This is a genomic window from Microbacterium sp. sgz311019 (assembly GCF_056135325.1).
Genome location: NZ_JBWAXO010000002.1, coordinates 489,934 through 507,351 on the forward strand (window position 1 = coordinate 489,934; position 17,418 = coordinate 507,351).

16 protein-coding genes are annotated in these 17,418 nt (G+C 70.1%); 8 read left to right on the plus strand and 8 right to left on the minus strand.

Features of this window, described 5'->3' with window-relative positions:
• Position 1: 1 nt before the first annotated feature.
• Positions 2 to 1,090 carry a DNA glycosylase AlkZ-like family protein gene (locus AC0NZN_RS05165; RefSeq protein WP_474591191.1) on the plus strand — a complete coding sequence of 363 codons (1,089 nt, stop codon included), beginning with the start codon at positions 2 to 4 and terminating at the stop codon, positions 1,088 to 1,090.
• On the opposite strand, the gene AC0NZN_RS05170 is transcribed toward AC0NZN_RS05165, so the two are convergent.
• Entirely contained in the window at positions 1,081 to 2,337 is a 1,257-nt protein-coding gene (locus AC0NZN_RS05170) for a winged helix-turn-helix domain-containing protein (protein WP_474591192.1), read from the minus strand. The two genes, AC0NZN_RS05165 and AC0NZN_RS05170, sit on opposite strands and share 10 nt — an antisense overlap.
• A gap of 38 nt (positions 2,338 to 2,375) precedes the next feature.
• Positions 2,376 to 4,592, minus strand: coding sequence for an RNA polymerase recycling motor ATPase HelR (gene helR / locus AC0NZN_RS05175; RefSeq protein ID WP_474591193.1), 2,217 nt, complete (start codon positions 4,590 to 4,592; stop codon positions 2,376 to 2,378).
• 113 nt (positions 4,593 to 4,705) lie between these two features.
• Here helR and AC0NZN_RS05180 point away from each other — a divergent pair, with 113 nt between their 5' ends.
• Together AC0NZN_RS05180 and ilvA are read left to right on the plus strand one after the other, a co-directional pair.
• Entirely contained in the window at positions 4,706 to 5,938 is a 1,233-nt protein-coding gene (locus tag AC0NZN_RS05180; protein WP_474591194.1) for an AI-2E family transporter, read from the plus strand.
• Between the two features lie 5 nt (positions 5,939 to 5,943).
• Positions 5,944 to 7,164 (plus strand): threonine ammonia-lyase, encoded by a 1,221-nt coding sequence (ilvA, locus tag AC0NZN_RS05185; protein WP_474591270.1) that lies wholly within the window; start codon positions 5,944 to 5,946, stop codon positions 7,162 to 7,164.
• A 12-nt stretch (positions 7,165 to 7,176) separates the two neighbouring features.
• On the opposite strand, the gene greA is transcribed toward ilvA, so the two are convergent.
• Positions 7,177 to 7,650 carry a transcription elongation factor GreA gene (gene greA, locus AC0NZN_RS05190; RefSeq protein ID WP_474591271.1) on the minus strand — a complete coding sequence of 158 codons (474 nt, stop codon included), beginning with the start codon at positions 7,648 to 7,650 and terminating at the stop codon, positions 7,177 to 7,179.
• 102 nt (positions 7,651 to 7,752) lie between these two features.
• Positions 7,753 to 8,148, minus strand: a complete 396-nt coding sequence (locus AC0NZN_RS05195) for a DUF4307 domain-containing protein (protein WP_474591195.1) — start codon at positions 8,146 to 8,148, stop codon at positions 7,753 to 7,755.
• An 87-nt stretch (positions 8,149 to 8,235) separates the two neighbouring features.
• Between AC0NZN_RS05195 and AC0NZN_RS05200 the strand changes: the two genes are divergently transcribed.
• Positions 8,236 to 8,538: a hypothetical protein gene (locus AC0NZN_RS05200; protein WP_474591196.1), complete on the plus strand. Its 303-nt coding sequence runs from the start codon at positions 8,236 to 8,238 to the stop codon at positions 8,536 to 8,538.
• 4 nt (positions 8,539 to 8,542) lie between these two features.
• Here AC0NZN_RS05200 and trhA read toward each other — a convergent pair whose 3' ends face one another.
• Complete coding sequence (trhA, locus tag AC0NZN_RS05205; protein ID WP_474591272.1) at positions 8,543 to 9,250, minus strand: PAQR family membrane homeostasis protein TrhA; 708 nt, start codon at positions 9,248 to 9,250, stop codon at positions 8,543 to 8,545.
• A 138-nt stretch (positions 9,251 to 9,388) separates the two neighbouring features.
• Between trhA and AC0NZN_RS05210 the strand changes: the two genes are divergently transcribed.
• The 4 genes from AC0NZN_RS05210 (at position 9,389) to AC0NZN_RS05225 (ending at position 13,723) form a co-directional block, all read left to right on the plus strand.
• The gene (locus tag AC0NZN_RS05210) at positions 9,389 to 10,174 is read left to right on the plus strand and encodes an isoprenyl transferase (RefSeq protein WP_474591197.1); all 786 of its coding nucleotides are present in this window, start codon (positions 9,389 to 9,391) and stop codon (positions 10,172 to 10,174) included.
• A gap of 69 nt (positions 10,175 to 10,243) precedes the next feature.
• On the plus strand, positions 10,244 to 11,365 hold the full coding sequence (locus tag AC0NZN_RS05215; RefSeq protein WP_474591198.1) for an aminotransferase class V-fold PLP-dependent enzyme: 1,122 nt from the start codon (positions 10,244 to 10,246) through the stop codon (positions 11,363 to 11,365).
• Between the two features lie 195 nt (positions 11,366 to 11,560).
• Positions 11,561 to 12,928 carry a PhoH family protein gene (locus AC0NZN_RS05220; protein ID WP_474591199.1) on the plus strand — a complete coding sequence of 456 codons (1,368 nt, stop codon included), beginning with the start codon at positions 11,561 to 11,563 and terminating at the stop codon, positions 12,926 to 12,928.
• A 171-nt stretch (positions 12,929 to 13,099) separates the two neighbouring features.
• A complete protein-coding gene (locus AC0NZN_RS05225) occupies positions 13,100 to 13,723 on the plus strand; it encodes a hypothetical protein (protein ID WP_474591200.1) in 624 nt (207 codons plus the stop codon).
• 79 nt (positions 13,724 to 13,802) lie between these two features.
• On the opposite strand, the gene AC0NZN_RS05230 is transcribed toward AC0NZN_RS05225, so the two are convergent.
• From AC0NZN_RS05230 to AC0NZN_RS05240, 3 genes are read right to left on the minus strand one after another with little or no spacing between them, the layout of a single operon-like run.
• Positions 13,803 to 14,459 carry a response regulator transcription factor gene (locus tag AC0NZN_RS05230; protein ID WP_474591201.1) on the minus strand — a complete coding sequence of 219 codons (657 nt, stop codon included), beginning with the start codon at positions 14,457 to 14,459 and terminating at the stop codon, positions 13,803 to 13,805.
• Positions 14,456 to 15,982: a sensor histidine kinase gene (locus tag AC0NZN_RS05235; RefSeq protein ID WP_474591202.1), complete on the minus strand. Its 1,527-nt coding sequence runs from the start codon at positions 15,980 to 15,982 to the stop codon at positions 14,456 to 14,458. Before AC0NZN_RS05235 ends, AC0NZN_RS05230 begins: the two co-directional genes overlap by 4 nt.
• Before the next feature lie 32 nt (positions 15,983 to 16,014).
• Positions 16,015 to 17,409, minus strand: a complete 1,395-nt coding sequence (locus tag AC0NZN_RS05240; RefSeq protein ID WP_474591203.1) for a class II fumarate hydratase — start codon at positions 17,407 to 17,409, stop codon at positions 16,015 to 16,017.
• Positions 17,410 to 17,418: the final 9 nt, after the last annotated feature.

Below are 17,418 nucleotides of genomic sequence, written 5' to 3' on the forward strand. Positions count from 1 at the left end.
CATGCCTCTCACGCTCGACCGTGACACCGCGCGTCGGCTCGCCGTCACGGCTCAGCTGCTGACGGCGCAGTGTCCCGCCGACATCGTCGAGACCGTCGACGGGCTCACGATCGTCAACGTCGACCCGACGGCCGCGATCGCACCGAGCGCCGATCTCATCCTGTGGAGCAGACTCGGCTGGCCGTACCAGCCGGCTGATCTCGCCCGCGTGGAGCAGGTGGACCGCGCCGTCTTCGAGTGGGGCGGCTTCTACCGCCCGATGACCGATCTGCCGCTGCTGCGTCCCGACATGGATCGCGCGCCGCTGTGGGGCGGCACACGTGCGTGGTTCGACGCCAACGCCCGATTCCGCGATGACGTTCTGGCGCGCCTGCGCGCGGAGGGTCCGCTGCATGCCGCCGAGGTGCCCGACACGGCGCAGGTGTCCTGGCGCTCGAGCGGCTGGACGAACGACCGCAACCCGCAGCAGATGATCGAGGTCCTCGTCGCGCGCGGGGAGGTGGCCGTGTGGGGTCGCGACGCGAAGGGCCGGCTCTTCGATCTGGCCGAGCGCGTGTATCCCGCCGACTCGCCCCGGATCGCCGACGAGGACGCGGTCCGTGAGCGTGCGGAGCGACGCCTCGCGGCACTGGGCATCGCCCGCCAGAAGAGCGTGGCGCAGCCGGGGGAGCCGATCGACGTCGGCGACGTCGGTGAGCCCGCGGTCGTCGACGGAGTGCCGGGGGAGTGGCGGGTGGATGCCGCGGCCCTGGCCGCAGCCGACTCCTTCTCCCCGCGCACGGCGGTGCTGTCGCCGTTCGACCGTATGGTGTTCGACCGCGGCCGGCTCGCGGAGCTCTTCGACTACGAGTACATCCTCGAGATGTACAAGCCCGCGGCGAAGCGGCGCTGGGGGTACTTCGCGCTGCCGATCCTGCACGGCGACCGGTTCGTCGGCAAGCTCGACGCCAAGGCGGACCGCAAGGCGGGGGTGCTTCGCATCCACGCCGTCCATGAAGACGTGCCGTTCACACGGCCGGTCGCGGATGCTGTGGATGCCGAGATCGCCGCCCTCGGCTCCTGGCTCGGCCTGGAGCTCGCCTACGCCTGAACGGCGGCCAGCCCGGCGCGCACGTCGTGACGTTGCGCATCCGGCAGCACGGCGGCCAGATCGCCGGTCGCGTCACCCCAGCTCGAGATGGAGATGCGCTCCAGCCGTTGCCACGAGGCCGCGAGGCGCAGCTGCTCGGCGAGGCGTTCGGCGGCGTCCGCCGGCCTCGCGTGCTCCCACCACGCGGACTGCACGAGCAGGCGCGAGGACTGCCGGTCGGCCTTGAGATCGACGCGTCCGACGATGTCGTCGCCGACGAGCACGGGCAGCGAATAGTAGCCGTAGCGCCGCTGCGGCTCGGGTGTGTAGATCTCGATGCGGTATTCGAAGTCGAACAGCCGCTCGGCGCGATCGCGGAACCACACCACGGGGTCGAACGGCGTCAGGATGGCGGCCGCCTCGAGGCCGCGCGGCAGCACCGCATCCGCATGCACCCAGACCGGGGTGGGCCGCCCGGCCCGCTCCCATCCGCGAACGACCACCGGCTCCAGGACGCCTGCATCCTCCAACTCGCGGATCGCGCCCATGATGCCCGGCCGGTCCTTGATGCGGTAGTAGTCGGCAAGGTCGGAAGCGGTCGCCACGCCGCACGCGCGCGCCGCGCGTGCGACGAGCTCGCGCACGGCGTCAGCGCGCGGCACGGGCCTCTCGAGCACCGAGGCGGGGATGACCTGCTCAGCGAGCGCATACCGGCGCTCGAATCCCCGCCGCCCCGCGATTGCGACGTCGCCGAAGAGGAACATGTGCTCGAGGGCGTTCTTGACCACGTCCCAGTCCCACCACGGTCCTCGCCGCGTCTCCTTCGCATCGTGCTCGATCTGGGCCGGCCGGAGCGGTCCGCGCGTGGCGAGTTCCGACCGCACCCAGTCGACGATCTCGCGGTTGACGTCGTACCAGCTGCCGTCGCCTGCGTAGCGCGCGCGGAGGTCGTCACGGCGGAATTCGAACAGTCCCCAGTCGGCGACCGGGATGAAGGAGGCGACGTGCGCCCACGACTCCACATACGGCGGACGGTGCGCGAAGAGCAGCCGGTCGAGCGCGGCCTGATCGTACGCGCCCAGGCGGGCGAACAACGGCATGTAGTGCGAGCGCGCGAAGACGTTCACGGAGTCGATCTGCAGCACCCCCATCCGCTCGATGGCGCCGCGCAGGTGCCGGCTGCCTGCAGCCTCGGGCCGGGGGCGGGCGAACCCCTGCGCCGCCAGGGCGATGCGCCGTGCCTCGGCGACGCTGAGGGTGGATTTCACGCGCGCCAGCCTATCCGCGACCGCCGACACCCCGGCGATCAGCCGGCGAGCACGAGGAGCTGCTGCGTGGCTCGGGTCATGGCGACGTACCGGTCGACCGTTCCCTCCAGCCCCGGTGGGAACGCACCGTCGTCGACGAGCGCCACGAGGTCGAACTCGAGGCCCTTGGCGTTCTGCGGAGACAGGGAGCGGACGCGCGCACGGTCGGGCTGGGACGCGTCGCCGATGACGCAGGCGACGCCCTCCTCATGCGACTCGAGCCACTCTCGAAGCAGCACGTCCAGGTCCGCGACGCGAGCGCGCACGACGGGCAGCCCGGTCGAGCGGACGGAGGTGGGCACGTTCGCATCGGGGACGACGGAGCGGATGACGGGCTCCGCCTCGGCCATGACCTCCTCGGGCGTGCGGTAGTTCACCCGCAGAGACGCGACTTCGACCCGCCCGATGCCGACGCCGTCGAGGCGCTGCCGCCAGGACTGTGGGAAGCCGTGCCGCGCCTGCGCGCGGTCGCCGACGATCGTGAGGCTGCGCGAGGGGCAGCGCCGCAGCAGCATGAGCCACTCGGCATCCGTCAACTCCTGCGCCTCGTCGACGATGACGTGCCCGAAGGGCCCCGCGAGCAGATCGAGGTCGCGTGGCGCCACCACCGCCTCGTCGACGAGACTCTCCCGGACGTCGTCTCCGGAGTTGTTCCCGATCATCATCCAGCTGAGCGGCGAGTCCATGTCCACATCCGCGGCGACGAGGCTGTCGACGACGTCGGACATGTAGGCGCGGTCGGCCTCCAGCGCCGCCTCCCGCTCCTGCTCGCGCTGCAGCGCGTCGGGATCGCCGAGGCGCTGCCGCGCCGCATCGAGCAGAGGCAGGTCCGCCATGGTCCACGCGCGACCGTCCGGCCGCTGCAGCACGGCGACCTCCTCGGGCGACAGCCACGGAGCGCATTCGGCGAGGTGCTCGGGCTCGGTCCACAGACGCGCGACGAGGTCCGCTCCCTCGACCCGCGGCCACGCCCGCTCGAGTGCACGCGCCATCACCTCGTCGCCCGCGAGCACCCGCCGCAGCTCGGCCGCCGACAGATCCTCGCCGCCTCCCCGGGCCGCGAGGATGTCGAGGATCGTCTCGCCCACCTGCGCCCGGGCCTCGTTGTGCGAGAGCCCCGGTTCGACGGCGCCGAACGCCGCGGCCCAGTCTGCCGGCGTGACGACGACGTCGACCCATTCGCTCCGGAGGATCATGTCGTAGCTCGGCGGCTCCTCCAGCAGGGCCACGGCGCGCTCCACCGCCCGCACCATGCGTGCCTCGCCCTTCAGTCGCGCGACCGCCTGGTCGGGCTCGGCTGCGGCGCCCGGCCCCTCGGCCACGAGGTCGCGCAGCGTACAGGTCTGCACCCCCTCCTCGCCGAGGCTCGGCAGCACGTCCGCGACATACGCGACGTACGCGTGATGCGGCCCGACGAACAGCACCCCGCCCCTGTGGCGGTCGCCGAGCCGAGGGTCGCTGTAGACGAGGTATGCCGCGCGGTGAAGCGCGACCACCGTCTTGCCGGTGCCCGGACCGCCGTCGACGACGAGGGCTCCGCGCGCGCTCGCCCGGATGACGGCATCCTGATCCGCCTGGATCGTCCCGAGGACGTCCCGCATGTGCGCGGAGCGGCTCGTGCCGAGGCTCGCGATGAAGGCCGACTGGTCGTCGAGAGCGGCCTTCTCGGCCCGCCACGTGTCCGAGTCCCAGGGGTCGGGGGCGAAGACCTCGTCCCAGTAGTCGACCACGCGTCCGCGCATCCACCGGTAGCGCCTGCGGCTCACGAGTCCCCGCGGGTCGCCGTGGGTCGCCGCGAAGAACGGCTCGGCGGCCGGGGTGCGCCAGTCGACGAGCAAGCGGCGGCCCGCCGCATCCGTCAGTCCCAGTCGCCCGATGTACGTCGGCTCGCTCGCGCCCTCGGCGACGATGCGGCCGAGGCACAGGTCGAGGCCGAACCGGGTGAGCAGGCGCAGTGCGCGGGAGAGGCGATGAACCTCGAGGTCGCGATCGAGCGCCGCCTGGCCGGAGCCGGCGGGTGCGAGCCGCTCCGCGTCGAGCCGGGCGGTCAGGTGGGCGATCTGGGCGTCCAGCGTCTCGCTGATGCGGGCGAAGTGCTCTTCGTCCTGCGCGATGAGGGCGGGGTCGTTCTTGGCGTGGAGGCGGTCGGGAAGGTCGAACGGGCTCTGTCGTCTCACGTATGCGGCTCCGGTGTCGTTCACGGCTTCGGGACCCATGATTCTGCCCCGGAGAGGGGCCCTTGCGGCAAGCCCCCACCCCGCCGTTACAGTGGAAGGGGAGGGAGTTCGCATCTCGGAAGCGGAATACGACCGCCCACTAAACTGACTGGATGAGCGGCCCTGCCCCCAAGTCGGACGACACATCCCGCGGCCGGTTCCTCGACGCCCTGCGGATGCGCACAGTCAGCACCGACATCTCGCCCACCATCCCGCGTGGTCTGCGCGTGGCGACAGCCTACGCCTGGCGGCTGCTGGTGGTCGCCGCCGCGATCGGGGTCGGCATCTGGCTCGTCATCCAGCTGAGCCTGCTCGTCGTCCCGCTGCTCATCGCGATCCTCGTCACCGCGCTCCTCTGGCCCGCATTCAGCTGGATGCTGCGGCACCGCTTCCCACGCTGGCTCGCGGTCGTCATCTCGGTTCTGGGGACCATCGCGATCGTCGGGGGACTCCTGGCCCTCGCGATCTGGCAGATCGCGCAGCAGTGGGGGTCCGTCCAATCGCGCACGCTCGAAGCCGTCGACCAGTTCCGGCATTTCCTGATGACCGGTCCGCTGCAGCTGAGCGCCGAGCAGATCGACCAGTTCCTCGCATCCGTGGTGAAGCTCATCCAGGAGCAGGGCGGCGCTCTGTGGAGCGGCGCCCTGTCGCTCGGCAGCACGATCGGCCATATCGCGACGGGCGTGCTGCTCGCCATCTTCGCGCTCCTGTGCATCCTCGCCGACGGCGGCGGTATCTGGCGCTGGACGACGCGGCTCTTCCCGAAGCAGGCACGCCCCGCGATCCTCGGCGCGGGCGCGGCAGGATGGGTGGCCGTCGTCAACTACGCCCGCACGCAGCTGCTCGTCGCGACGATCGACGCGATCGGCATCGGCCTCGGTGCCTATCTCCTCGGCGTCCCGTTGGCGATCCCGGTCGCCGTCCTCGTCTTCCTCGGGGCCTTCGTTCCGATCGTGGGCGCCGTGGTCACCGGGGCGGTCGCCGTCTTCCTCGCGCTCGTCTACAACGGTCCCTGGATCGCGTTGTGGATGCTCGTCGTGATCCTCGGCGTGCAGCAGCTCGAAGGCCACGTGCTGCAGCCGATCCTCATGGGATCCGCCGTCAAGGTGCATCCGCTCGCGGTCGTGCTCGTCGTCGCCGGCGGCGCGCTGATCGCCGGGATCCCCGGTGCGCTGTTCGCCGTGCCCCTGGCCGCGTTCGTGAACGTCGTCGGCGTCTACCTCTCCGAGCGCGGCTGGGAGGCCCACGCGCCCGGCGCGCCACCCGACCTCATCTGGAGCACCGTGCCGATCGAGAACAGGCGCACGAGCAGCCGGACCGCCGCGAGAGAGAAGGACGACGCGTGAGAAGCATGCCGACTCTGGCCGACTTCGAGGATGCCGCGGCCACCCTCCGCGGACAGATCGCCACGACGCCGGTCCTGGAGTCTCAGCACCTCAGCGATGTCGTCGGTGCGCCGATCCACCTCAAGCTCGAGAACCTGCAGCGCACAGGGTCGTTCAAGATCCGAGGAGCCACCTACCGACTCTCCCGGCTCACGGAGCAGGAGCGGTCGCGCGGCGTCGTCGCGGCCTCCGCCGGCAATCACGCCCAGGGTGTGGCGCTCGCGGCGCAGCAGCTCGGCATCCCGGCCACGATCTTCATGCCGCTCGGCGTACCCGTGCCGAAGCTCCTCGCGACCCGCGGGTACGGCGCCGACGTCGTCCTCGACGGCGCGACGGTCGAGACACCGCTGCGCATGGCAGCGGAGTTCGCCGAGCGCACGGGAGCGGTGCTCATCCACCCGTACGACCACCGCGACGTCATCGTGGGACAGGGGACGCTCGGCCTCGAGCTCTACGACCAGATCCCCGACCTCGAGACCCTCGTGATCGGCATCGGCGGGGGCGGGCTCATCGCCGGCGTCGCGGCCGCAGTGAAGGCGCGCGCCGCGGCCGAGGGGCGGCGCATCCGGATCGTCGGCGTCCAGGCCGAGAACGCCTCGCCCTATCCGGCGTCGCTGCGCGCCGGTCACCCCATCCAGGTCCAGACGACGCCCACGATCGCCGACGGCATCGCGGTCGCCCGGCCCGGAGACGTCCCGTTCGAGATCATCAAGGAGCTCGTCGACGAAGTCGTCACCGTCACCGAGGACGACATCGCCCGGGCTCTTCTGATGCTGCTCGAGCGCGCCAAGCAGGTCGTCGAGCCTGCGGGCGCGGTGGGCGTGGCGGCTCTGCTCGAGGGGGTCGTGCAGCCGAATGGGCCGACGGCGCTCGTGCTCTCCGGAGGCAACATCGATCCGCTGCTGCTCCAGCGCGTCGTGGCGCATGGACTGGCCGCATCCGGGCGCTACATGACCTTGCGCATCCCGCTGCCGGATCGCCCGGGTCAGCTGGCGGCCGTGTCGGAGCTGCTCGCGACGGCGGGCGCGAACGTCACGGAGGTGCTGCACACGCGGCACGGTCAGGGGATGCAGATCAGCGAGGTCATCCTTCAGCTGAGCGTCGAGACGCGCGGTGCGGAGCACCGCGGCCTGGTCATCCGCACACTCGAAGAGGCCGGTTTCCAGCCAAGCGTCGTCGAGGACTGACGGTCGTCGGCCTCACTGGCCGGCGTAGGTCTCGACCTTCACGATCTCGACGGCGATCTCGCGGCCGTTGGGGGCCGTGTACGAGGTCTTCGCGCCCTCTTCGAGGCCGAGGATGGCGGAGCCGAGCGGCGACGCCTCGCTGTAGACATCGAGCTTGCTGTTCGACGCGATCTCGCGGTTGCCGAGCAGGAAGACCTCCTCACCGCCGGCGACGACGGCGGTGACCACGGTGCCCGGCTCGACCACGCCGGTGCTGACCGGCGCCTCGCCGACCTTGGCGTGCTTGAGGAGGTCCTGCAGCGTGCGGATGCGCGCCTCCTGCTTGCCCTGCTCGTCCTTTGCGGCGTGGTAGCCGCCGTTCTCCTTGAGGTCGCCCTCTTCGCGTGCCGCCTCGATGCGCTTCGCGATCTCCTCACGGCCGGTCGTCGACAGCTCCTCGAGCTCGGTGGCGAGCCGGTCGTACGCGTCCTGCGTCAGGAACGTCATCTGGGTGTCATCGGACACGGCGTTCTCCTTCTTCCCACAAGGGGTGATAAGCCGAGACGCCCCGGCGTTGGCCAGGGCGTCGGTCTGTGCAGTGCATGCAGACTACGACAACCAGCAGGAGTTCACCAAACCCGTCACCGCGAGTCCGACGGTCGGCACAGTCTCGGTGAACGCCCGGTGATGATCGGTGGATGCGGGGTACTGCACGACCTTCCAGCCCACGATGCCGTGCTGCTCGTCGTCCGCCTCGATGACGCACGCGAGCCGGGATCCGGGGGGCGAGGTGACCTGGAAAGTCACCGAGACGGAGCGGGCGTCGGCGATGCGGAAGCCCGTCGCCTCGGCGTCGATGCTGTTCGACTTGTCGTTGACCGTGTACCACGAGACTGCGGCGACGACGAGCGCGGCGATCGCGATGACCACGATGAGGGTGATGCGCCGCGAGCGGGCGGCCCGTCGGCGCCCGTAGCGCTCGTCGAGCATGTCCTGAGTCGTCATGACCGCTTTTCGGGGAGGATGAGGGGTTTCGGGGAGGAATTAGGCTGGAACTCCAGGCTATGCGCTCGCCGCGCGAAACGAGGACACATGCACGCAGTCACCGCCGCGATCGCCCGCTTCGCGGAGGCCACTCCGACGCCCTCGCCGTCGCCGACCGATGTCGATCCGAACGCGGTGACCCCTGGTGTCGCAGGCTTCCTGCTGATCGCGATCCTCGCGGTCGTGGTCGTCTTCCTCGTGTGGGACATGATGCGTCGCATCCGTCGCGGCCGTTACCGCGCGGAGGTGCGGGAGGAGCTCGACGCCGAGCAGCTCGCCGCCGAGCAGGGCGACTCCGCCGAGCGCGCGACCGAGGTCGACGATCAGGACATCGATCCTCGCAGCAGCTGAGGGGTCAGCCCGGGGCGCCCAGCGAGGGCACGACCGGGTGCAGCGCGATGATCAGGCACGCCGTCCAGTGGCATAGGAACGCCAGCACCGTGCAGACGTGGAAGATCTCGTGGAAGCCGAACTTCCCAGGCCACGGGTTCGGTCGCTTGAGCGCGTAGGCGACGGCGCCGACGGTGTACAGGAGGCCGCCGGCGAGGATGAGCAGCGCCATCGCGAGGCTCGCGCGCAGCAGGTCGACGGCGTACATGATCGCGGCCCAGCCGAGCAGCAGATACAGCGCCACATAGAGCCACCGCGGTGCATGGATCCAGAACACGCGGAACAGGATGCCGAGCAGGGCCCCGGTCCACACCAGCACGAGGAGGATCGTCCCCTGCTGGGGCGGAAGCGCGAGGACGGCCACCGGCGTGTAGGTGCCCGCGATCAGCAGCAGGATGTTCGCGTGATCGATGCGCTTGAGCACGGCCTTGGTCGTCGGGCCCCAATCGAACCGGTGGTAGAGCGCCGAGTTGCCGAAGAGCAGGAGCGAGGTCGCCATGAAGACGGCGCAGGCCCACTTGGCCGGTGTGGTCTGGGCGAAGCAGATGAGCACGATCCCGGCGGCGATAGCCACGGGGAAGGTGCCCGCGTGGATCCAGCCGCGCCACGTCGGCCTGATCTCGGGGGCGGCAGCATCGGCAGCCGCAGCATCCATCAGGGGAAGCTCGGGCATCTCGACCTCAGCCCGGGTGGTGCGCTTGCTCACCTCTTGAGACTAGGGGTCTCGGCATGCTCCAGCGGGAACATAGCGGCATCCTCCAAGCAAGGGGACAGGATGCGCGGGTGCGAGCGGCGCGGGTAGTTTAGACGCGTGACGCGCGACCGGGCCAACGAGGGGCGGGGCCCCCTCTACCGGCTCTACATCAACCGGCTGCGCCGGGGCCTCGCGCCCGAGTCCGTGCCCCGTCACGTCGCGATGATGATCGACGGCAATCGTCGGTGGGCACGGCAGCTCGGGTACCAGTCCGCGGCCGACGGCCACCGAGCAGGTGCCGCGAAGATGCAGGAGTTCCTGCGCTGGTGCGACGGCGTGGGTGTGAAGGTCGTCTCTCTCTACCTGCTGTCCACGGACAACGTGCGCAAGCGCGATGCGGCGGAGCTCTCCGATCTGAACGACATCATCGCCCAGCTCGCGGACGACATCTCGCGGGTGCCCGGGTGGAGGGTCAAGCATGTCGGCCGTGCCGACCTGCTGCCCCCGGACCTGCTCCGCGTGCTCCGCGAGGCGGAGGCGAGGACGAAGGACAATACCGGGCTGCACGTCAACCTGGCAGTCGGCTACGGCGGTCGCAGCGAGATCGTCGACGCGGTGCGCAGCATCATCGCGCAGCACGATGCCACCGGCGGCTCTCTCGAGGAGCTTGCGGCGAGCCTCACGCCCGAGCAGATCGGCGAGCATCTCTACACCGGCGGGCAGCCCGACCCGGATCTGGTCATCAGAACCTCCGGCGAGCAGCGGCTGAGCGACTTCCTGCTGTGGCAGTCGGCGCACAGCGAGTTCTACTTCGTCGAGGCTCTGGGCCCCGACCTGCGCGAGGTCGACTTCCTCCGGGCGATCCGCGACTACGGGTCCCGCGATCGCCGCTACGGCGGCTGAGCCGGGGCCACGAAGACCCTCCCGCCAGCCCATTCCGGCGCGTGGATATCCGCGTGCCAGAATGACCGGATGACCGATCTCGCGACCTTCGCCGCGTCCTTCGACGTCGAGCCGGGCTATCTCGACTGGGCTGCCTTCGGTCCGCTCTCCCCGGCCGTGCGCGACGAGGTGCAGGCGGATGCCGACCTCCTCGGCACCGGGCGGCGATCGAGCATCGACCTGGTCGCGGACCACGAGAGGGAAGCGCGCCAGGCGCTCGCGGAGCTGCTCGGAACCGACGCGGAGCACCTGACGCTGCAGCCGTCGACGACCTACGGGCTCATGCATGCCTTCTTCGGCCTCGCGGGCCGTCTCCTGGTCGCGCGCTGCGAGTTTCCGAGCCTCACGATCACCGCGGCGCGCGCTGCCGCACTCACGGGCCGCGCGACCCTCGACCTCTTCGATCCGGAGGACGGCTTCGTCACGCCGGAGAGCATCCGCGAGGCGCTCACCGACGAGACGGCCGCCGTCGCCGTGAGCCTGGTCGACTTCCGCACCGGCTACCGCGCGGACCTCGGCGGGATCCGAGACGTCATCGGCGACCGGCTGCTCATCGTCGACGCGATCCAGGCCTTCGGCGTCATCGAGGCGGAGTACGAGGCCGCCGACGTCGTGTGCGGGAACGGCTACAAGTGGCTGCGTGCCGGCCGCGGGACCGGGTTCGCCTCGTTCTCCGACATCGCGCATGAGCGCATCTCGCCTGTGCTGTCCGGCTTCGCCGCCGTCGACGGTGATCTGCCGGTGGATGCGATCGTCCCGCCGTCCACGTCGGTGCAGGCCTACGGCGTGTCCGTGCTCGACCACCTCGCCGCCGCACGCCTCGCCGCCGCCACACGGCAGACCGCCGACGTGGGTGTCCGCGCCATCGAGGGCGCGCTCACCGAGCGTGTGGACGAAGTCATCGCGCTCGCCGAGGGACACGGCATCCCGGTCCGCACTCCCCGCGACCCCGCGCGACGAGCCGGGATCGTGGCCCTCGCCCCCGATCCGCAGGATGCGGGCCCCCTCGCCGCAACGCTCGCCAACTACGGACTGGTCTTCACGACGCGGTCGGGGCTCATCCGGCTCGCGCCGCACGTGGGCACCGACGTCGACACGCTCCACATGCTCGAGGACGCGCTCGCGGCCTTCGCCGCCTCGCGCGTCGCCTGAGCCGACGGGCGACTTTTCGCGTTCACAGATCGTTCGGACACGCGCAGGCGTGGCGTTACCGGCGTACGCGCGATGTGGTCGTACGTTCATGGCATCGGGCAAGGCGCCCGATCGAGTCGGCCAAGCGGATCGCGACTCGCAGCCAGTGGTCGACTCGCCTGAAGCCGGGAGAGGTCCCGGGGGCGGGAGCGGGTTGTGACCACTCGAGCACCACAGCACCAGCAGCAGGCCATCGTCGAAGACGTCTCCGCAGACGACACCACGCAGGACGACACCCTGCGTACGTATGTCCTCGACACGTCCGTGCTGCTGAGTGACCCCCGTGCGTTCTTCCGGTTCGCCGAGCACTCGGTCGTGATCCCCGTCGTCGTGATCACCGAGCTCGAAGGCAAGCGCCACGACCCCGAGATCGGGTACTTCGCGCGGCAGGCCCTCCGCCACCTCGACGAGCTGCGCATCGAGAACGGGCGCCTCGACTTCCCGGTCCCGGTCGGCGACGGCGGGACGCTGCGCGTCGAGCTGACGAACACGGATGCGTCGGTCCTGCCCGCAGGCATGCGACTCGGCGACAACGACACCCGCATCCTCGCCGTCGCGATGAACCTCATGCAGGACGGCCAGGACGTCACGGTCGTGTCCAAGGATCTTCCGATGCGTGTGAAAGCGGCCTCGCTCGGCATCATCGCCGAGGAATACCTCGCCGAGCAGGCGATCGACTCGGGCTGGACCGGTATCGCGAACGTGGACGTCTCGGGTGACGACATGAGCGACCTCTACGAGACCGAGATCGGCACGAGCGACGACATCCGCGGGGTTCCGGTCAACACGGGCCTCGTCATCCATTCCGAGCGCGGCTCCGCGCTCGGTCGCGTGACGGGCGAGGGGGAGTACCGGCTCGTGCGCGGCGACCGGGATGTGTTCGGGCTGCACGGTCGCTCAGCGGAGCAGCGGATTGCGATCGACCTCCTGCTGGACCCGAGCGTCGGCATCGTCTCCCTCGGTGGCCGTGCCGGAACAGGCAAGTCGGCTCTCGCGCTGTGCGCGGGTCTCGAGGCCGTGCTCGAGCGTCAGGTGCAGAAGCGGATCATCGTCTTCCGGCCGCTGTTCGCCGTCGGCGGTCAGGAGCTCGGATACCTCCCGGGCGATCAGCAGGAGAAGATGAACCCGTGGGGCCAGGCGGTCTACGACACGCTCGGCTCGGTCGTCTCCTCCAACGTCATCGAAGAGGTGATGGCTCGCGGCATCCTCGAGGTCCTTCCGCTGACCCACATCCGCGGCCGTTCCCTCCACGACGCGTTCGTCGTGGTCGACGAGGCGCAGTCCCTCGAGCGCAACGTGCTGCTCACGGTGCTCAGCCGCATCGGCCAGAACTCGCGCGTGGTGCTCACCCACGACGTCGGCCAGCGCGACAACCTGCGGGTCGGCCGCCACGACGGCGTCGCGTCTGTCATCGAGACCTTGAAGGGGCACGACCTGTTCGGCCACGTGACGCTCGTCCGCTCGGAGCGCTCGGCGATCGCAGCCCTCGTCACCGACCTGCTGGAAGCCGGCGAACTCGCCTGACCCCCGGACCCCGCCTGAATCCGCTCGGCCGCGGGGCCGACGTGTCCCAGCGAAGATGAGAATAGTTTCATCGGAAATGGGCGCATGTCGGCCCGCGGACACGCGACGATAGAGACAGTGGTCGCCGCGGTGCATCCGCATGCGACCGGGCAGGCGATCGAGGGGATGCGGATGGCAGGGCGCAGGGCGGTGACGGCGAGCATCGCAGGCACGGCCGTGATCGTCAGCGGCATCGTCGGCGTCATCACGATCACGGATCTCGGCGCGCGCGCCGACAACGCGGGATCGCGCGTCTCGGTGGCGAAGATCGACGTCGCCGCGCCCTCGCATCCGACGACCTTCCCCGTGACCGCGACGGACTCCGACATCCCTGCTCCCGCCGCGCCCGAGACCGTGACGGTTCCTGCTCCGGAGCCCGGTGAGGTCGTCACCTCCCCGGCAAAGCCCCGCACGACCACGACGGCGAAGTCCGAGGCCTCATCGAAGGACTCCGGCACCGGACACTCGACGTCCGGTCAGAGCACGTCCGGCCAGAACTCCAACGGCCAGACCTCCCACGAGCAGGGCGGCAACCAGAACGGTGATCACAGCGCCGGCAAATCCGGCGGCGGCAACGGCGCCAAGAGACAGAGCAGGCTGAACGCTCCCGTCCTGAGCCCGAAGTTCATGCAGCGCGAGCGAATTATTGCGCACGCGCCGGCCAATGGCAACGGCCACGACAACAGCACCGGACACAGCCACGATAAGAGTTTCGAGTCTCAATCGCGAGAGTCATCCCCAGCACACCGCGATTGATCCGGGCGGTATCCCCAGCACCGCCCCCGGCCCCCGACGTTTCCCCAGCGTCGGGGGCCTTTCTCTGTCCGGTCGGCTCTCAGTCCCAGCGGTAGCCCACGCCGCGGACTGTCGCGATGCGCTCGTGGCCGAACTTGGCCCGCAGATACCGGACGTAGACGTCGACGACGTTCGATCCGGGGTCGAAGTCGAGGCCCCAGACGCGGCTGAGAAGCTGTTCACGACTGAGCACCTCGCCCGGGTGGCGCAGGAACTCGCGCGCCAGCGCGAATTCGCGTGCGGACAGTTCGACCTCGCGTCCCTCTACGACGGCGTTCCGTGAGCGGATGTCGAGGGTGACGTCGCCGTGCGTGAGCACGACTGCGGTTTCGCGTTCGGTCTCGCGCAGGCGCGAGCGCACGCGCGCGAGGAGCTCCTCGAATGTGAAGGGCTTGCGGACGTAGTCGCTGGCGCCCGCATCCAACCCCTCCACCGTGTCGCGAGTGGACGTGCGGGCCGTCAGCATGATGACGGGGAGGACCCCGTTCCGGCGGCGGATCTCGCGCAGCACGTCGAAGCCGTCCATCGTCGGGAGCCCGACGTCGAGAAGGACGAGGTCGACATCGCCGGTGAGGGCGATGCGCAGCGCGTCCGCGCCGTCCTCGGAAAGGATCGTCTGGTAGCCCGCGTGTTCGAGTCCGCGGCGGACGAAGGCGGCGATCTGCGGTTCGTCCTCGGCGATGAGGATGACGGTCACGACACCTCCTCCCTCCGGGTGACGCTTTCCGCCCGGACGGGCGTGGGCACGTCGATCGGGTGGCGGGGCAGCTCGATCGAGAAGGTAGCACCGCCGCCGGGTGTGTCGGCGATGGTGCAGACGCCGTCGTGCGCCTTGGCGATCGCCTCGACGATCGCAAGGCCCAGGCCCGAGCCGCCGACCGAACGCTTCCGGCCGGCACGGTCGAACCGGCGGAAGACGCGTCGGCGCATGTCGGGCGGGATGCCCGGGCCGTGATCGCGCACCCACAGCCGGGCGCGCCGCTCATCGATCGAGGAGCCGAGCTCGATGCCGGCGCCCGGAGGGGAGTACTTGGCGGCATTGTCGGCGAGTGCCAGCCATGCCTGCAGCAGACGATCGGCATCGCCGTGGACGACGCCGTGCCCGGTGCTCTCGACCGTCCAGGTATGGCCCGGGATGACCGCCACCATGCCGCCGATGCGCGCCGTGAGGGCTGCCAGGTCGACGTCGAGCATCGTGTACTGATCGCCCTCGACGGCAGCCAGCAGGTCGATGTCGTCGACGAGACGGGTCATTCGGTCCAGCTCGGCGATCCCGAGCTGGCGCGCGTCGTCGACGTCGGCGGAGTCCGCAGCATCCATCAGCTCGAGATGCCCCCGCACGATCGTGATGGGGGTCTTCAGCTCATGGCGCACATCGTCGAGCAGCTGTCGCTGCACGTCGACCGAGGATTCGAGCCGATCGAGCATCGAGTTCACGGTGCGGGTCATCGCGGAGATGTCGTCGTTGCCCTCCGCGGGGATGCGCGCGCCGAGGTCGGTCAGCGTGATCGCATCCGCAGTCTCGTGCAGCCGGCGGATGGGCGAGAGCAGCCGCCCTGCGACGAACCAGCCGACGAGCCCGATCGCCGCCAGCATGATGACCGCCGCGATCCCGTACGTCGTGATGGACGCGGTCACGGGGGACAGCTCGGCATCGAGGTTGATCGCGCGGATGTAGAGTCCCGCCTCGGGATCGCGGGACATCGTCACCGGGATGGCGATGTACCGGAGTGCACCCTGGGACGTGTCGGCGGTGCCGATCACGGTGCCGTGGGCCTTCGCGGTCTCGGCTACGGCCCGGCTGATCAGCTGTGTGTTGTGAGACAGGTCGAAGCCCGAGAGTGTCGACGGCCGGTACCGCGCACGGCCGTCGATCACCGCCACCGAGCCCTCGTTCTGGGCGGGTACGAGCCGCGCCACGACCGCGTGCAGGTAGTCCGAGACGGAGCCGAAGTCGTCGGTCGACAGCTTCTCCGTCGCGGTCGTGGCCGAGTCGCCGGTCGACCCCACCGCGGGCGACGGCGATGCGACGGTCTGGAGGCTCCCGACCTGCGCCGTCAGACGGGCATCGATCTCGGAGAGCACGCGGTCGCGCTGAACGAGGAAGGTGACGCCGCCCACGACCGCGAGCCCCACGCAGGCGACCGCGAGGATCGCGCTGAGAATCCGCGCCCGCGTGGAGAGCGGGCGGGGAGTTGCGGCGTGAGCGGCGCGGAGCACGGGGAGGAGGACGGGGGTCGTGCCGGGTCGGCTCAGCCCGGGTGGGTCATGGAGAGCAGGTCGAGCTTCTCGTCCAGCTGCTCCTCGGTGATCTCGCCGCGGGCGACGTAGCCGAGGTCGACGACGGCCTCGCGCACGGTGATGCCCTGAGCGACGGCGTGCTTGGCGATCTTCGCGGCCGCCTCGTAGCCGACCACCTTGTTCAGCGGCGTGACGATGGAGGGAGACATCCCGGCAAATGCAGCGGCACGGGCGATATTCGCCTGGAGGCCGTCGATCGTCTTGTCGGCGAGGACGCGCATCGCGTTCGAGAGGAGGCGGATCGACTCGAGGAGCGCCGTCCCCATGACCGGGATCGCGACGTTGAGTTCGAAGGACCCGGAGGCGCCCGCCCAGGCGACGGTCGCATCGTTGCCGATGACCCGCGCGCAGACCATCAGCGTCGCCTCGGGGACGACCGGGTTCACCTTGCCGGGCATGATCGACGAGCCGGGCTGCAGATCCGGGATGTGCAGCTCGCCGAGGCCCGTGTTGGGACCGGAGCCCATCCATCGCAGGTCGTTGTTGATCTTCGTGAGCGACACCGCGATCGTGCGCAGGGCGCCGGATGCCTCGACCAGGCCGTCACGGTTGGCCTGCGCCTCGAAGTGGTCCTTGGCCTCGGTGATCGGCAGCTCGGTCTCGGTGGCGAGCAGCTCGATGACCTTCTGCGGGAACCCGAGGGGCGTGTTGATGCCCGTGCCGACCGCCGTGCCACCGAGGGGCACCTCGCCGACGCGGGGGAGCGCCGACCGCACGCGCTCGATGCCGAGCCGCATCTGGCGGGCGTAGCCGCCGAACTCCTGGCCGAGCGTGACGGGCGTCGCGTCCATCAGGTGCGTGCGTCCCGACTTGACCGCGTCCTTCCAGAGCTCGGCCTTCGCCTCGAGCGCGACGGCGAGGTGATCGAGCGCCGGGATCAGGTCGTCGATGAGTGCCTGCGTCACGGCGATGTGGACGGAGGTCGGGAAGACGTCGTTCGACGACTGCGAGGCGTTGACGTGGTCGTTCGGGTGGACGGGAGCGCCGAGGATGCGGGTCGCAAGCGTCGCGAGGACCTCGTTCATGTTCATGTTCGACGACGTGCCCGAGCCGGTCTGGTACGTGTCGACGGGGAACTGGTCGTCGTAGACGCCCGTGGCCACCTCGTCCGCCGCCTGCGCGATCGCGTCGGCGATGCCGCCGTCGAGGACCCCGAGGTCCTTGTTGGCGAGCGCCGCAGCCTTCTTGATGCGAGCGAGCGCGGCGATCTGCGCCGACTCGAGGCCCTTCCCCGAGATCGGGAAGTTCTCGACGGCGCGCTGCGTCTGAGCGCTGTACAGCGCGGATGCGGGCACCCGCACCTCGCCCATCGTGTCGTGCTCGATGCGGTACTCGGTGTCGGTCACTTGTTCGTT

Bases quoted from the DNA above. Each gene is read 5' to 3' on its own strand.
- trhA (WP_474591272.1), bottom strand. From the start codon at position 9,250: ATGCCCGAGCTTCCCCTGATGGATGCTGCGGCTGCCGATGCTGCCGCC.
- greA (WP_474591271.1), bottom strand. From the start codon at position 7,650: ATGACGTTCCTGACGCAGGACGCGTACGACCGGCTCGCCACCGAGCTC.
- AC0NZN_RS05215 (WP_474591198.1), top strand. From the start codon at position 10,244: ATGACCGATCTCGCGACCTTCGCCGCGTCCTTCGACGTCGAGCCGGGC.
- AC0NZN_RS05180 (WP_474591194.1), top strand. From the start codon at position 4,706: ATGAGCGGCCCTGCCCCCAAGTCGGACGACACATCCCGCGGCCGGTTC.
- AC0NZN_RS05225 (WP_474591200.1), top strand. From the start codon at position 13,100: ATGGCAGGGCGCAGGGCGGTGACGGCGAGCATCGCAGGCACGGCCGTG.
- AC0NZN_RS05200 (WP_474591196.1), top strand. From the start codon at position 8,236: ATGCACGCAGTCACCGCCGCGATCGCCCGCTTCGCGGAGGCCACTCCG.
- helR (WP_474591193.1), bottom strand. From the start codon at position 4,592: ATGGGTCCCGAAGCCGTGAACGACACCGGAGCCGCATACGTGAGACGA.
- ilvA (WP_474591270.1), top strand. From the start codon at position 5,944: ATGCCGACTCTGGCCGACTTCGAGGATGCCGCGGCCACCCTCCGCGGA.
- AC0NZN_RS05165 (WP_474591191.1), top strand. From the start codon at position 2: ATGCCTCTCACGCTCGACCGTGACACCGCGCGTCGGCTCGCCGTCACG.
- AC0NZN_RS05195 (WP_474591195.1), bottom strand. From the start codon at position 8,148: ATGACGACTCAGGACATGCTCGACGAGCGCTACGGGCGCCGACGGGCC.